General features: G+C 59.3%; 15 protein-coding genes. 7 read left to right on the plus strand and 8 right to left on the minus strand.

Going from position 1 to position 14823, the window contains the following annotated elements:
• A complete protein-coding gene (locus tag H8699_RS01290) occupies positions 1 to 1176 on the minus strand; it encodes an N-acetylglucosamine-6-phosphate deacetylase (RefSeq protein WP_249284130.1) in 1176 nt (391 codons plus the stop codon).
• A 206-nt stretch (positions 1177 to 1382) separates the two neighbouring features.
• Between H8699_RS01290 and H8699_RS01295 the strand changes: the two genes are divergently transcribed.
• From H8699_RS01295 to H8699_RS01305, 3 genes are read left to right on the plus strand one after another with little or no spacing between them, the layout of a single operon-like run.
• Positions 1383 to 1574, plus strand: coding sequence for a spore coat associated protein CotJA (locus H8699_RS01295; RefSeq protein WP_147518273.1), 192 nt, complete (start codon positions 1383 to 1385; stop codon positions 1572 to 1574).
• A complete protein-coding gene (locus tag H8699_RS01300) occupies positions 1553 to 1801 on the plus strand; it encodes a spore coat protein CotJB (protein ID WP_138295393.1) in 249 nt (82 codons plus the stop codon). The genes H8699_RS01295 and H8699_RS01300 overlap by 22 nt, the downstream gene beginning before the upstream one ends.
• Before the next feature lie 5 nt (positions 1802 to 1806).
• Entirely contained in the window at positions 1807 to 2409 is a 603-nt protein-coding gene (locus H8699_RS01305) for a manganese catalase family protein (protein WP_249284131.1), read from the plus strand.
• Between the two features lie 73 nt (positions 2410 to 2482).
• On the opposite strand, the gene H8699_RS01310 is transcribed toward H8699_RS01305, so the two are convergent.
• Genes H8699_RS01310 through H8699_RS01320 form a run of 3 tightly spaced genes read right to left on the minus strand, consistent with a single transcriptional unit; the run spans position 2483 to position 5489 of the window.
• Complete coding sequence (locus H8699_RS01310; protein WP_249284132.1) at positions 2483 to 3505, minus strand: toll/interleukin-1 receptor domain-containing protein; 1023 nt, start codon at positions 3503 to 3505, stop codon at positions 2483 to 2485.
• 15 nt (positions 3506 to 3520) lie between these two features.
• On the minus strand, positions 3521 to 5197 hold the full coding sequence (locus H8699_RS01315) for a hypothetical protein (protein WP_249284133.1): 1677 nt from the start codon (positions 5195 to 5197) through the stop codon (positions 3521 to 3523).
• Positions 5181 to 5489 carry a RyR domain-containing protein gene (locus H8699_RS01320; protein WP_249284134.1) on the minus strand — a complete coding sequence of 103 codons (309 nt, stop codon included), beginning with the start codon at positions 5487 to 5489 and terminating at the stop codon, positions 5181 to 5183. Before H8699_RS01320 ends, H8699_RS01315 begins: the two co-directional genes overlap by 17 nt.
• A 501-nt stretch (positions 5490 to 5990) precedes the next feature.
• Here H8699_RS01320 and iorA point away from each other — a divergent pair.
• Genes iorA through H8699_RS01335 form a run of 3 tightly spaced genes read left to right on the plus strand, consistent with a single transcriptional unit; the run spans position 5991 to position 9611 of the window.
• The gene (gene iorA, locus H8699_RS01325; RefSeq protein ID WP_249284712.1) at positions 5991 to 7763 is read left to right on the plus strand and encodes an indolepyruvate ferredoxin oxidoreductase subunit alpha; all 1773 of its coding nucleotides are present in this window, start codon (positions 5991 to 5993) and stop codon (positions 7761 to 7763) included.
• Position 7764: 1 nt separating this feature from the next.
• On the plus strand, positions 7765 to 8373 hold the full coding sequence (locus H8699_RS01330) for an indolepyruvate oxidoreductase subunit beta (protein WP_249284135.1): 609 nt from the start codon (positions 7765 to 7767) through the stop codon (positions 8371 to 8373).
• Between the two features lie 8 nt (positions 8374 to 8381).
• A complete protein-coding gene (locus H8699_RS01335) occupies positions 8382 to 9611 on the plus strand; it encodes a phenylacetate--CoA ligase family protein (RefSeq protein WP_249284713.1) in 1230 nt (409 codons plus the stop codon).
• A gap of 62 nt (positions 9612 to 9673) precedes the next feature.
• Here H8699_RS01335 and H8699_RS01340 read toward each other — a convergent pair whose 3' ends face one another.
• The 4 genes from H8699_RS01340 to H8699_RS01355 all read right to left on the minus strand — a co-directional run bounded on the left by H8699_RS01340 (position 9674) and on the right by H8699_RS01355 (position 13903).
• Entirely contained in the window at positions 9674 to 10195 is a 522-nt protein-coding gene (locus tag H8699_RS01340; RefSeq protein WP_249284136.1) for a hypothetical protein, read from the minus strand.
• 71 nt (positions 10196 to 10266) lie between these two features.
• Positions 10267 to 12057 (minus strand): ABC transporter ATP-binding protein, encoded by a 1791-nt coding sequence (locus H8699_RS01345; protein WP_249284137.1) that lies wholly within the window; start codon positions 12055 to 12057, stop codon positions 10267 to 10269.
• Positions 12058 to 12095: 38 nt separating this feature from the next.
• On the minus strand, positions 12096 to 12977 hold the full coding sequence (locus H8699_RS01350) for an SPL family radical SAM protein (RefSeq protein WP_249284138.1): 882 nt from the start codon (positions 12975 to 12977) through the stop codon (positions 12096 to 12098).
• Positions 12978 to 13048: 71 nt separating this feature from the next.
• On the minus strand, positions 13049 to 13903 hold the full coding sequence (locus H8699_RS01355; protein ID WP_249284139.1) for a GNAT family N-acetyltransferase: 855 nt from the start codon (positions 13901 to 13903) through the stop codon (positions 13049 to 13051).
• A gap of 286 nt (positions 13904 to 14189) precedes the next feature.
• On the opposite strand from H8699_RS01355, the gene H8699_RS01360 reads away from it, so the two are divergent.
• Positions 14190 to 14777 (plus strand): YHYH domain-containing protein, encoded by a 588-nt coding sequence (locus H8699_RS01360; RefSeq protein WP_249284140.1) that lies wholly within the window; start codon positions 14190 to 14192, stop codon positions 14775 to 14777.
• Positions 14778 to 14823 lie beyond the last annotated feature (46 nt).

Consider the following 14823-nt stretch of genomic DNA (forward strand, 5'->3'; position numbering starts at 1 on the left):
CTATACCTCCTTTTGATAGACGACCTCGCCTGCGATAATCGTATAGCGCACCTGCAGGTCCTGATCCAATATACAGATATCCGCGTCCAAGCCCTGCTCTATCCTTCCCTTTTGTCGGGCGCCGATGGCCAGGGCCGGGTTCTCGGTAGCCATGCGCGCCGCCGCCTCCAGCGGAACCCCATCCTCCACCATATTGCGCAGCATCCTATCCAGCGCCGTGATGCCGCCGGCATTATGGTTGCTGCCCGCCAGCTTGGCCGAGCGCGGGCCGATCTCCACCTCCAGCGCCTTTTCGACCCCCGGGATGCGGATGCTGTACGGCTCCTCCTGCGGGGGCAGGCCGCCCACGCTGAGCATATCCGATACCAGGCAGACCTTATCGGCTGGCTTACATTTACAGGCCAGGGCGATCAGCGCCGGGGTGGTATGCGCCCGGTCCGCGATCAGCTCCACGCTCACCCGGTCGTCCAGCAGGGCCATCTCGGTCAGGCCTGCGACCTTTTCTCCCTGGCGGAAGCGCGCGCTGCTCATGGCGCAAAACAGGTGTACGGCGTGGCGCATCCCCGTGTCAAAGCATTTGGCGATCATGGGCTCATAACCGTCGTCGTGTCCGCCGGCCACCTTAACGCCCCGCTGGCAAAACGCCCGCACCATCTGCTCTGCCTGCGCGCAGTGCGGCGAGAGGGTGATCATCCGTATCGCATCGGCCTGCGCCAGCAGCGGGGCGTAGGTTTCGGGCGCAATGGGCAGCACCGCATCGCTGGCCTGCGCGCCGCAGCGCTCCGGGCTGATGAAAGGCCCCTCTAAATGCAGGCCCAATATTTGCGCGCCCTGGGGGTGGCGCCGGTAGCCCCTGGCAAATTGGATACAGCGCAGGATCTGCGCCATGGGCATGGTAAACAGCGTCGCCACCTGAGAGGTGACCCCGTGGCGCACGGCAAAACGGGTGATGGTATCAAACGCCGTTTGCGTCCCTTCGGTAAAATCCCGTCCTAAAGCGCCATGGGTATGGATATCCACCAATCCAGGGAGGATATAGCCGCCCCCCGCGTCCAATATCCGGGCGGGTTCGGCCTGCGCTGGCCCGGCAATCTTTCCATCTTTCAGGAAAAGCCCCGGATTTTCGCGTTTCTCTCCGCCGGACAGGATCGTCCCGCCTTTGATCATGATCGCCATTTCGCTTCCATCTCCTCTCAGGCTGCAAACTCGTTAAACCCATCGTACCGCGCTTTACTAAACCCGTCAACATCCTCTGGCGCAGGGCTGGAAATATATCTATGCAGCCCCGTTTCATATCCACCAGCATGCACCGGCAGTATCCACAGTGCATATATTGCTCATGTAGCCTTCAAGCTTAGGCAGAAAGGAGTTGTCTCACTTTGATGCGTTATTTAAAGCGTGATTCACGCGATCTTGGCGGACTGCCCATCGGTATGGCTTATGTACCCTGGCAGCAGTGGCGGGCCATCTACGACGATGCCCAGGCGCTTGCCCGCGGGACTATTTTTAGCGAACTGGACCTGCCCTTTTTGGGTAAAGGAGGTGTCAATCCATGTGCCGTGAAGCGCTATTAGAGCAGATCGATCAGGCGAGCTTTGCCGTGGATGACGTCAAGCTCTACCTCAATACCCACCCCGACGACCAGGAGGCGCTGCGCTTTTATGAGCAGCACCGGGATGCCCGGCTAAACCTTTTGCAGCAATATGCCCAGCAATTCGGCCCGCTTACGGCGGACCTGGTGTACAACACGCAGTGCTGGACCTGGGCGCAAACGCCCTGGCCCTGGGAAAAGGAGGCGTAAGGACGATGTGGATCTATGAAAAACGTTTGCAGCACCCGGTAAAGATCAGCCGCCCCAATCCGGCGCTGGCCAAGGTGATCATCACCCAGTTCGGCGGGCCGGACGGAGAGCTTTCCGCCTCCATGCGCTATCTTTCTCAGCGCTATGCTTCCCCTTACCGGCAGGTGACCGGCGTGCTCAACGATATTGGCACCGAAGAGCTGGCCCACCTGGAGATGGTGGGGGCGATCATCTATCAGCTGACGCGCAATTTAACCATTGACGAGATCAAGGCCGCCGGCTTTGACACGTATTTTGTGGACCATACCAACGGCGTATGGCCGCAAGCCGCCTCTGGCGATGCCTTTACCAGCGCTTACTTCCAGTCAAAGGGCGATATTATTACCGACCTGATGGAGGACATGGCGGCCGAGCAAAAGGCGCGCACCACCTACGATAATATCCTTCGCCTGATCGACGATCCGGATGTATGTGACCCCATCCGCTTTTTGCGCGAGCGGGAGATCGTGCACTTCCAGCGGTTTGGCGAGGCGCTGCGCATCGCCCAGGATAACCTGGACGCGCGCAATTTCTATGCCTTCAACCCCGGGTTCGATCTGCCCCAGTAAACCAAAGCGGATATTCAAAAAGGGACGCGATCGCGTCCCTTTTTGTCGTTTGAAGTGATCCGGCGCTCAAGTATTATTTTATAATAAGCGTTTCCAGAATCTGGGTCAGCATCGTGCGGGCATCGGCGCCCTCTCCATAAAACAGCTCCATCGCAACGCGGGTATGGCCATTGTCCGCGCAGGCGATCATCATCTCCCGCGTAGCGCCATCCTCACCCTGGTACAGCGCCCCGGTCATCACCACCGTATAGCCGCCGATCTGCTCGGTACCAAAGGCCCCGGCGTTGACGATGGGGACGCTGATACAGCCATAGGTGTATTTTTCAATGGCTACCGTCAGGTCGTCTGATACGTCGGCGATCTGAAATTCGTACGCCGCCCCGTCCACTTTGCCGCGGTAGAGCGGGTTTCCCTCGGCATCCTTTTGCGCCAGCAGCCACTGCTCCGGATAGCAAAAAGAGAGCCGCTCATCTTCGTACAACCGCATCCCTTCCGGCACCGCAGGCGCCGAAGGCGAGGCCTGCGCAACCTGCACCGAGGGCAAAGGCTGCCCGTTCCCTGTCTCAGCCGGGGCGCGGGCGGTGCGCTGCATCCCCCACCATATGCCCGCGGCCACAGCCAGCGCCGTCAGCACGCACACCAGCGCCAGCAGCCACCTCTTTTTCTTGCGTTTCGGGGCAGGTGCCTTAAAAAACTCGATCAACTTTTCCAAAAACGCGTCAAAAAATTCAGCCGAGGCTTCCAGACCGTTGCACCAGCGCACCGCGTCGATCTCTTGGGGCAACGTTACGGGGAAGGAAAAGTTGCGCAGCATCACCGGGATGATATTCTTTTTCTGTGCTATGGCGTAGGCCAGTTCCTGGCGCACCCAGTCCTGCGGATCGCCGCACCGGTCCAGGCTGCCGGGCGAAAGCACCAGCAAAAAATCCGTACATTCGTCGATCACCGAAAAAAGCCGGCGGTTGAACTCGCCCGAACGCAGGGATTCCACATCAAAAAATACCCGATAGCCCCGCTGGGTCAGTTTATCGTGCAGGATCTTGGCGGTATACTCTCCCCCAACCCGCCGGTAGCTGATAAAAATATCGTAAGGCATCGTTCTCCCCTCCCGTCATAGTTTGGTAACGGATGCCGCCGCGATCTGGTCATACCAGGCGGCCGTATCCTGCACCAGCATGGATTCGGCCAGCTCGCTGATCATGGCGGTCAAAATATCCACCGGAATCTGGTTAAGCGCCGCCAGCTCCTCTAGCCGCGCGCGCTCCTGGCTCAGGCGCGCTACGGCCCGCTCATGGTTCTGCGCCAGGTAAGCATAGTTGCATTGGCCCAGCTTAGAGGTAAAGTAGGCCGCCCAAGCGGGCAGCATCAACGCCAGCATATTGGCAAAGGATTTGATAAAGCTGGCGGCGGATATGCCGTTATTTACCCCCTCCATGGGGATATAGACGATAAAAAACTGTAGCAGCCCGCGCAGCAGCACCAACGTAAACCCGGCAATAAAGGCCCATTTGGCCCATTTTTGCAGATTATCGGCCACCCGGCGGTAGCGCGCAGCCGCCTGGCTGTTATAGGCAAGCTGGTCTTCCACCATCTGCGCCGCGCTGGCGACCAGTTCCCGCGCCGCCACCTGGTCCAGATGGGCGGAGCAGGGCTCAACGCCCCGCACGATCTTGCGCGCCAGAGCATATACGCCCGCGTTTGCGCCGCATAGCCGCCGCAGGTCCAATCCCACCCCAAAGGGCATAAAGTGCGTCAGTACTCGCAGAACTTCTGCCAAAAACCGGTCTTTTAAAAAGCCCAGGTGCCAGGAACGCACGCTTTTGCTGCGCGAGAGCACATAGACATACAGATTCAGCAGCGCGTGGGCCAAAAAGCCCACGCCCGCTACGATGGACCACGGGCTGATCGCCATGCCAGAGGGGAGGTAGAGGTAACCCAGTAGGGTTTCCGCGTAAAAGCCCACCGCCAGAAACGCCGTCGTGATAAACGGCAGGATCGCCCGCCAGTAGATCGTGGCCCGGTACCGCGCGCTTAGCTCCAGCGCCGGCCGGTCGAACCGCTCAAATGCGGCCAACAACCCCTCGTGGACCTGCTTTTGGGCCGGTGATTCGCCCGCAAAGGTATAATCTTGTTTAAGCGCTCCATCCTGCTGCGCCGGCATGGCGGAGGACTGCGCGCGGTGCTTTTTTAAAAAGCGCGCCTGCCAGCGGCTGCCAAGGGCGATGAGCGGCGAACGTTTGGGCGCATAAGTACTGGGGGCCACAGGGCCAGCATCCAATCCATCGCAAAGCGCCTGCAGGCGAACCGGCGAATACGGGGCGTAATAGGTCTCCAGCGCCCAATACATCCGGCCGCTGGCGGAGGAAAGCCAAACACAGGGCGTCTTTTTTCGGTGCGCCGTCTGCATCAGCTCCCAGGTTGTGCCCGCGCACTGGGCCGCCTCCTCGTTCCAGACCAGCAGCACCAGGTCCGCCTGGTCGCACAGCCACTCTGCCGCAATGCTGCGTACCCCGCTGTCAAAGTTCACGCACGTGCGGCATTGGTCCAGATAGGGGCTGTCCTCATCCAGCAGGCGGCAGGCGTGCAGTGTAAAGCCGCCAAGCGCGGCCGCCTGACCCCATGCCGGGCTGGTAAAAGCCGGGCTTGCCAGCATTTCGATCTGGCTGGCGGCCTCTCCTTTGCGCGCCAGGCAAGCCCTCAGCTGTCCGGTAAAATCATCGATCTGCCGGCGGAGTTTTGGGTCATCTGGCAGCTCGCCCCCGACGGCAAGGTTAAAACGCTCCCCCATCGCCATCCTCCTTCTTTTTAATTTCATAGCCCATCTTAAGCAGCATTTTGACCGTTTGGGTCACCGTTGCCCGATCTACATCCTTCTCGCTCTCGGGCAATTGCTCATAGGGGATCAAACTGGGGTGCAGTTTTCTCTCCCCATCGTATTCCGGCCCATACCGCCACCCCTCGGCCATGCGGCCCTGGGCCCAGACCTCGTGAATATTGCGCGCCACATCTTCTATCGCCCGGCAAAGTGTACCGCCCAGGGCCACATCCCGCGTATCCATGGGCTTTGGATCATATGCCATTTCTCTCCCCCATTTCTTTACCGATATCGTCTGTTAGCGTACCTTTATTATAATCTATAATACCGATAAAATCCATAATGTTCCCCTGCCGCACTGGCCTTGCCATCAAGCCAGTGTTGACAGAATTCGACGAATGGACTAAAATAGAGGCGTCCATAAAAGTCTATGCCAATGACAGGGAATTAAAAGCGGCGGCAGTCTTGAAAGAGAAACGGGTCTTAGGCTGAAAGCCCGTAAGGAACGCACCGTTTAAATGGGCCCTGGAGGCCCGCAGGGGAAAGCGAAAGCCGGGTATCCTGCGGCGGTATCCCCCGTTACAGGGAAGGGAAATGACTGGTTTCCCATACGTAAGCGCGGCGCAAGAGGCGTTTTATTGACGCATCCCATACCGAAGCAAGGTGGTACCGTGAGATTAAAAGCTCACCCTTGATACAGGGGTGGGCTTATTTGTTGGAAAAAAGCGTGAAAGCAAAAGGGGTAAGGAGATTGAAAAAGCTACTGATGGGCAACGAGGCCATCGCCTACGCTGCCGTAAATTGCGGGGTCAACCTGGTGTGCGGTTACCCCGGCACCCCCTCGACAGAGGTGCTGGAGACCGTGGCCAAGATACGAGAAAAAGATACGTATGTGGAATGGTCCATCAACGAAAAGGTGGCCATGGAGGTAGGCGGCGGCGCAGCCTATGCCGGCGCGCGGGTACTGGTGACCATGAAACAGATGGGGCTGAACGTGGCGGGCGACCCGCTGATGTGCCTAAGCTACATCGGCGTCAAAGGGGGCATGGTCATCCTGGTGGCGGACGACCCGGGCCCCATCTCCTCGCAGACCGAGCAGGACACCCGGCATTACGGCATTTTCTCCAAGCTGCCGGTGTTCGATCCCTCCACGCCTGAGGAGGCCTATGCCATGACGCAGGACGCCTTTGCCTTAAGCGAGCAGATGGGCCTGCCGGTATTGCTGCGGCCTACCACCCGCATCTGCCACGCCTGCGCCAGTATTGAACTGCCCGAGCAGAACGAATGCCATCCGGTGGAGGGGTTTGTGAAAGATCCCAAGTGGGTGATCTTCCCCCCGCTCTCTTACCGCAAACATACCGAGCTGGAAGGCAAGAACCTGGAGATCGCCCGGCAGTTTTCCGCCAGTCCCTATAACCGTGTAGAGGGCGATGGGCCTTTGGCGGTATTCGCTTCCGGCGCGGCTTACGGGTACGCCAAGGAGGCGTTGGCCGCCTCTGGGCACAGTCTGCGCCTGGTCAAGCTGGGCTGCGCAGTACCCTTCCCTAAAGATTTCGCTTTGCAGGCGCTTGAAGGTGTGCAAAAAGTGCTGGTGGCCGAGGAGCTGGACCCGGTGATCGAGGAGGCGCTTTATCGCCTCAAGGGCAAGTACGCCCTTCCGTTTAAGTTGCTGGGCAAGCGCACCGGCCACATGCCCTACGCGGGCGAGTATTCCGTCCCCATGCTGCAAAAGGCCTTTGCCGCCTTTGGCGGCTGGGCGGCGCCTGAGGGCGCGGCTATAGCGCTGCCGCCGCTGCCCACCCGCCCGCCGGTGCTTTGTGCGGGCTGCCCGCACCGGGCCTCCTTTTACGCGGTCAAGCAGGCCATGCAGGGGCAAAAGGCGGTATTCTCCGGCGATATCGGCTGTTACACCCTAGGCAACGCAAAGCCGCTGGATATGACGGATACCTGCCTTTGCATGGGCGCCGGGGTAACCATTGCCCAGGGACTAAGCCACGTGGAAGATGGGGCGCACTTCGCCTTTATTGGGGATTCCACCTTCTTCCACAGCGGTATTACCGGCCTGGCCAACGCCGTGTATAACGAGGCGGACGTCAACATCGTCATCCTGGATAATTCCACCACCGCTATGACCGGGCACCAGCCCCACCCCGGCACGGGCAACACCATGATGGGGAAAGTCAAGCCCGGCATCGACATCGCCGGGCTGTGCAGGGCCTGCGGCGCAGCGTTTGTGGAAACGGCAGATCCGCTAAATCTTGAGCAGGCTGTAGACGTGGTGCGCCGGGCCAACGCACACAAGGGCGTATCGGTCATCATTTTCAAAAGCCCCTGCATCGCGCTGAACAAGGCTAGCTACACCATGGCCGTAAATGCCGACAAGTGCGTGGGCTGCAAAAAATGCATCCGCGAGATCGGCTGCCCGGCCATCTTCCCGGATGGGAAAAAGGTGCGTATCGACGGCGGGCTGTGTTATGGCTGCAGCCTGTGCGCCCAGGTTTGCCCCACCGGCGCGATCGGCAAAAAGGAGGATGCATAATATGGCCCAGCAAACAAAAGCAAACGATATACTGATCTGCGGCGTAGGCGGCCAGGGGACGGTGCTGGCCTCCCGCCTGATCGCCCAGGCCGCCATGGGCAGGGGCCAGTTCGTGCGCACGGCGGAGACCATCGGCATGGCCCAGCGGGGCGGCTGCGTGGTCAGCCATGTGCGCATCGAAAGCCAGGATAAGGGCGCGCTGATCCCCCCGGGCGGCGCGGATACGCTGATCGCCTTTGAAATAGCCGAGGCCGTGCGCTGCCTCCCCTTTTTAAAGCCGGGCGGCCGGGTGATCGTCAACCAGCGCACCATCGTGCCGGTGACCAGCGCCCTTGGCGCCGCACCCTATGAAAAAGAGGCCATCCTCGCGGCGCTGCAGGCGCACGCGCCGGACGCGCTCTTTGTGCCAGCGGACGAGCTGGCGCTGCGCGCCGGCTCCGCCAAGGCGGGCAATACCGTGCTGCTGGGCGCCTGTATCGCCTGCGGCCTGCTGGACTTTGACCTGGAGTATATGCGCCAGGTGCTCGCCCAGAGCGTGCCCGCCCGTTTTAAAGAGATCAACTTGCAGGCGTTGGAAAGCGGATACCAATATCTGCAGGCCGGGAGGTAAGCAAAATGATGACAGAATTGCAGTTTAAAAAATTCAAAAAACAGCTGGACTATGTGCTGAAAAACAGTCCTTTTTATCAAAAAATGTTTGCCGGGATCGAAGCTGCGGATATTAAGACCCCTGAGGATATCCGCAAACTGCCCCTCTCCAACAAGGGCGATTTGCGGGAGGTCTATCCGCTGGGCCTGCAGGCAGTGCCGGACGAAGAGGTGGTGCGCATCCACTCCTCCTCCGGCACCACGGGGCAGCCCATCATCATCCCCTACACCGCAAACGATGTGGACGTATGGGGCGAGATGTTCAAGCGCTGCTATGAGGTAGCGGGCATCACCCGGCAGGATCGCATCCAGATCACCCCGGGTTATGGGCTGTGGACCGCGGGCATCGGCTTTCAAAACGGCTGCGAGAAGCTGGGGGCCATGGCCATCCCCATGGGGCCGGGCAACACCGAAAAGCAGCTCAAGATGATGGTGGACCTGAAAAGCACCGTGCTGGCCAGCACCTCCTCTTACGCGCTGCTGCTGGCCGAGCAGGTGCAAGCCCGCGGCATGAAGGATCATATCTGCCTGCGCAAGGGCATCATCGGCTCCGAGCGCTGGGGCGATAAGATGCGCGCCCGCATCGTAAACGAGCTGGGCATCGAGATCTACGACATTTACGGGCTGACCGAGGTATACGGCCCCGGCATCTCCATCGATTGCTCTTTGCATAGCGGCCTGCACTATTGGGACGATTACCTCTATTTTGAGATCATCGATCCCCAGACGCTGGAGCCGGTACCGGATGGCAAATACGGCGAGCTGGTCATCACCACCCTGTGCAAAGAGGGCGCGCCGCTGATCCGCTACCGCACCCATGATATGACCCGTCTGCTGCCGGGGCAGTGCCCCTGCGGGCTGCCCTATCCCCGGCACGACAGGATCATCGGCCGCACGGACGATATGATCAAAGTCAAGGGCGTCAACATCTACCCCGGGCAGATCGATGAGCTGCTGCGGGATGTGGAAGGCGTTTCCAGCGAATATCAGGTGTTTGTGGATCATGTAAACGGCCGGGATGAGATGCTGCTCAATTTTGAGATGGATCCCGGCGTGGTGGCCGAAAGCCTGGAGCAGCAGGTCATCCACTTTTTCAAGAGCCGCATCGGCATTAAGATCAGCGCCCGCGGCCACGCCATCGGCGAGCTGCCCCGCAGCGAGAAAAAGAGCGTGCGCATTATCGACAGGCGGTATGAATAGGCGCAAAATTGCAGCTAAGCAAAAGCCCCGGCAAAATGCCGGGGCCTTTTTGCGTCTTGCGCTTATTGCTTACGGGATTCCAGCAGCGCCTGGGCCTGTTCCGGTGAGCCTTTGACAAAGCCCGTTTTATCCAGCAGCACTGCCACATTGCCCTCAAACTCGGCAATGATCAATCGCTCGGTTCCGTACACCCGCTTGACGTTGGCATACTGCAGGCGCGCCCGGGCGCCGTTGCTGGAGAGTACCTCCACCTCGTCCGCATAAAAATAAGTGGTCTTTCGGATCGGCTTGCCGCTGTTGAGCGCCAGCATCTGCTTATAGCCCCGCTTGGCCATCACCCGCGGGAAGAGCGCGCACACCCATACGAACACGAAAATGCCGATCAGCAAAAAGAATACCGCCTCGAGGATGGATGCTGTGCTGCCCATCGCGATGCCCAGCCCCATCAGCAGGGAGGCCGCTACGATCAATATCCCGCCCAGGATATAGCAAAGCCATTTGTACCAGCCCTTTACGCTTTTGCGCACGGCCTGGCCATACAGCTCGGCCGTAAGATCGCATACGTTTTCAGCCAAAATTTCCACTGTCGCATCACCTTCCTTTACCGCCTTATCTTACCACCGATCTGCGGATTTGAAAAGCGAGCGCATGCGCCTTAAAAATGCGCTTCCCCCTGGCGCTCCTTTTCGGTATACATGCTGTACAGCTCAAAATACAGCCCCTGGCGCGCCATCAGCTCCTCATGGGTGCCCCGCTCGGCAATACCATCCTCCGTCAGCACCAGGATCAGCGTTGCGTTGCGGATGGTGGTCAGCCGGTGGGCAATGGTAAAGGTGGTGCGGCCCTTGGCCAACTCCTCCAGCGAGCGCTGCACCAGCCGCTCGCTCTCATTATCAAGGGCGCTGGTGGCCTCGTCCAGGATCAATACCGGCGGATTTTTGAGGAATACCCGGGCGATGGAAATGCGCTGCTTTTGCCCGCCGCTAAGCCTTACGCCCCGCTCGCCCACATCGGTGTCATACCCCTGGGAAAGCTGGGTGATAAACTCGTGCGCGCCGGCCTGCTTGGCCGCGCGGATCACGTCCTCCCGGCTGGCGCCCGGCCTGCCGTAGGCGATATTATCGTAGACCGAGCCGGCAAACAGATAGACCTCCTGCTGCACCACGCCGATCTGCGCCCGCAGGGATTGCAGGGTTACGTCTCGCACATCCTGCCCATCGATCAGCACGCGCCCGCCCGTTACATCGTAAAACCGGGGGATCAGGTTGCAAAGCGTGGTCTTGCCTCCGCCGGAAGGGCCTACCAGCGCCACATTTTCGCCCGGGGAGACCTGAAGGACGATGTCCTTTAACACCATCTCCTCCTCGCCGACATAGTGGAAGCTGACATGGTCAAAGGCGATAGCCCCCTTGACCTGCCCCAGCGCCCGCGCGCCCGGCTTATCCTCGATATCCACCGGCGCGTCCATGATCTCCAAAAAGCGCTCGATCCCCGTCATGCCCCGCTGGAACTGCTCGGTAAACTCCACGATGCGGCGGATGGAGGTGAGCAGGGTCGTGACGTAAAGCAGATAGGCCATAAAATCCGCCGCCGTGATCTTGCCATAGATCATAAACAGCGCGCCGGCCACCACCACGGTGATGTACATCAGCCCATCGAACAGCCGCGTGCTGGATTGGAACAGCGCCATGTAGCGGTACATCTGCTTTTTGATATTTAAAAAGCCCTGGTTCCCCTCCCGGAACTTTTCCTTCTCCAGCTCCTCGTTCGTGAAGGATTTGACCACCCGCACGCCCAGCAGGCTGTCCTCCACCTGGGCGTTGAGCTCGCCGATCTGGTTGCGCGAGCGCTTAAAGGCCCGGCGCATCCGCTTGTTAAAGAACATGGCCGCCAAGAGCATCAGCGGCAGCACCGCAAAGATGATCAGCGTCAGCGGCATGTAGATCGAGCCCAGAATAGCGAAGGATACCGCGATCTTAAGCCCGGCGATAAAGAACTCCTCCGGGCAGTGGTGGGCAAACTCCGTCACGTCGAACAGGTCGCTGGTAATGCGGGCCATGATCTGGCCGATCTTGGTATGGTCATAATAATTGTAGGACAGCCTTTGCAGGTGGCCAAAAAGATCCCGGCGCATATCGGTCTCAATGCGCGCGCCCATCACGTGCCCCACCGAGGCCATGTAGTAGTTGGCCACGGTATCGATAATGCGCAGCACCAGATACAGCGCCCCCACCGACAGGATGACCTGCACCGTCAGGCTGGCCATATCCTCCATCCCCTTGCCGGTAATAAAGCGCACGATCAGCGGCAGCACCAGCTCGCATACCGTGGTCAGCGAGGCGCAGAACAGATCCAGCACCAGCACCCATTTGTACTTTTTAAAATACGGCGCAAACCGGCGGATCAGCTCCGAAGTCTTGCGCGTCGCGTTGCCCGTAGTATCCATGGTATTTCCTCCCCCTCTAAGTCCATTTGCGCGCCCTTCTAAAGCAGCGCGGTCTGCTCGGCATGGTAGCCGCTGCGGTATTGTCTAACGATCTCATCCATGCGGTAGGCGATGCCCGCCGCATCGCATTGCTTTTTAAAAAACTGCCACAGTGTCTTTGCACGCGGGCTGGCGCACTCATACTGAGCGCCGAACCGGCGCACATACCGGCCGCGCAGGCCGGGAAAGCGCGCGTCCAGCTGCGCGTAATAATACTCGCGCTGGCCCTGGCGCAGGGTCATGCCAAAGGCGGGATAGATAAAGTTGGCCCCTGCCTGCGCCGCCAGGGAAATGATGGTACCGATATTCTCCTGGTTATCCTCTATAAAGGGCAGCACCGGCATCAGCAAGATCCCCGCGTACAGCCCCGCCTGGCGCAGCGCATGCAGCGCCTCAAAGCGCGCGCAAGACGGCGGCGCGCCCGGCTCTACCTTTTGCGAAAGCGCGTCGTCCGCCGCGGTGATCGTCAGCTTGCACAGCACCGGCGCGTGCGCCCTAATTTGCTGCAAAAGGGGAATGTCCCGTACGATCAGTGTCCCTTTGGTAGCGATGGCCACGCCAAAGCGCCGCCGCGCCAATATCTCCAACGCACCGCGAGTCAACTGTTCCTGTTTTTCATAAGGATTATACGGGTCGCTCATCGATCCGGTGGCGACCACGCCCTTTTTCTGCTTAGCGGCCAGCTCCCGATCGATCAGCCAGAGCGCATCCCGCTTGGCGCGCACGGTATCGAACCGCTCGATCCCGTAACAGGCGCTGCGGCTGTCGCAATAGATGCAGCCGTGGTTGCACCCCCGGTAGATATTCATGTTGTAATCTACGCCGAACCATGCGGGGCTTTGTGCCCGCGAAATGATACTTTTGGCGGCGATCTTCTCCAAAAGGCGCCTCTCTCCTCCCAAGCGGCAGTATATTTATTATACCGCCTAGGCTATGTTGGTGCAAGGCACGACTAACCCAGAATCTGTTCTTGGCGCTTTTTCGGCAGCTTGTGCAGCACCAGCGTATATGCCGTATCCAGCCGCTGTTTGATCACCGTATCCGGCACAGAGCCATCTAAACGAATCGAGATCCAGTGCTTTTTATCGCAGTAATACCCGGGCTGAATGCCGGGATATTCGCCCTGCAGCAGCAAGCTGACCTCCGGCTCGCACTTGAGCGAAACGATAGGCTGACCCGCCTTGTTTTTGCACAGCGCGGCAAACAGCTTTTCCCCGATCTTGTACCGCTCCCACTGCCACTCCACCTTAAAATCCCATGTCACGCCCTTTTTGGCCTTGAGATAATCCGGTATCCAGGTATAATCCGCCGCCAAGATCCGCAGATAGACGCAAAGTCCGCCCGCAAGCCCCTCGATGGGCAGCACTTCGTGCAGGATAAAGCCATTTCTCTCCAGCGCCCTGCGGCTGGCGGTATTGCCGGCTGCCACGTGCGCCGCCAACTGAGCGATGCCCGCCCGGGCGGCATAACCTATAGCCCAGGCGAATACCTCGCCGGCGCAGCCCTTTCCCCACCAACTTGGCGCGAGAAAGATGCTGATATCCCGCCGGCCCGGGACCTTGGCCTCTTTCAGTGCAAATACGCCTATAAAGTCTCCGCCTTCCCGCTCCCGCAGGGCAAACCCCTGGCCAGCGCCTGCGTTATACTGCTCGATCAACGCCCGGGCCTGTTCCAAATCTGTATGGGCGCTAAAGGCCATGTACCGCGCCACCTGGGCGTTCCCAGTCAAGGCGTATACATCCTGCGCATCCTCCTGCCGCAGGGAGCAAAAGGCAAACCGCGCGGAGAACAGCTCATAATGTTCCACCGTTACACCCTCTTTTCACCTTAGATCCCTTCAAGTATAGCATATTTCGCCGCATATCCGTGCCGGGATAGCCTTTTTCTCCCCGCTTTTTCGCCCCTACTTGACAGATTTATCATCCGAATATATCTTATGTATATATACGTTATTTATACATACAATCATCTCAAAACACGTTTTACGCTTTTGTTTGCGTTTTCCCCAGTTTCTGATTTTTCATGCCCCATCTTTAAGCCTCGTTCTCCAACAGCGGCGTGCTGTTCATAACATATCGAGAGAGGGAGTTAACATGTTCCGAAAGATCCTATGCGCACTGCTCACGTTTCTCTTGGCCCTGGTGTTGCTAGTCCCCAGCGGGCTGGCCCACTCCGGCAGGACCGATGCCAACGGCGGCCACCATGACCGTAAAAACGGCGGCTACCACTATCACCACGGCCACCCGGCGCACGACCACCCCGGCGGCGTATGCCCCTACGGGGATTACGGTTCCTCCAGCGGAGGCTCCGGCAGTTCGGGCGGTAATTCGGGCAGCTCATCCAATTCCAGCAAGCAGGGCACGTCCTCCGGCAGTACAAAGTCCAAAGCTACCCCCAAGGCAACGCCGGTCCCCACGCCCGCGCCTACCCCCGAGCCTACGCCCACCCCCACGCCTTCGCCTACACCTACACCTACTCCCACGCCCACACCCTCGCCCAGCCCTACGCCCACACCAGCCGCATCTCAATCGCCAACGATGGCGCTTTTATCCGCATCCGCCAATGTGGATGGCGCCTCTGGCAATGGCGCTGGCGCAGCCGTTGTGATCTTGCTGATCCTGGCCGCTGGCGCCGGTGGCGGCTACTGGTTCTACCGGCATAAAAAGGGCCATAACGGTTAACAACATAAAAAAAGCGGGGCCGCTGCGCCCCGCTTTTTATTTGATT

Source organism: Luoshenia tenuis (assembly GCF_014384745.1).
Classification (GTDB): Bacteria; Bacillota; Clostridia; order Christensenellales.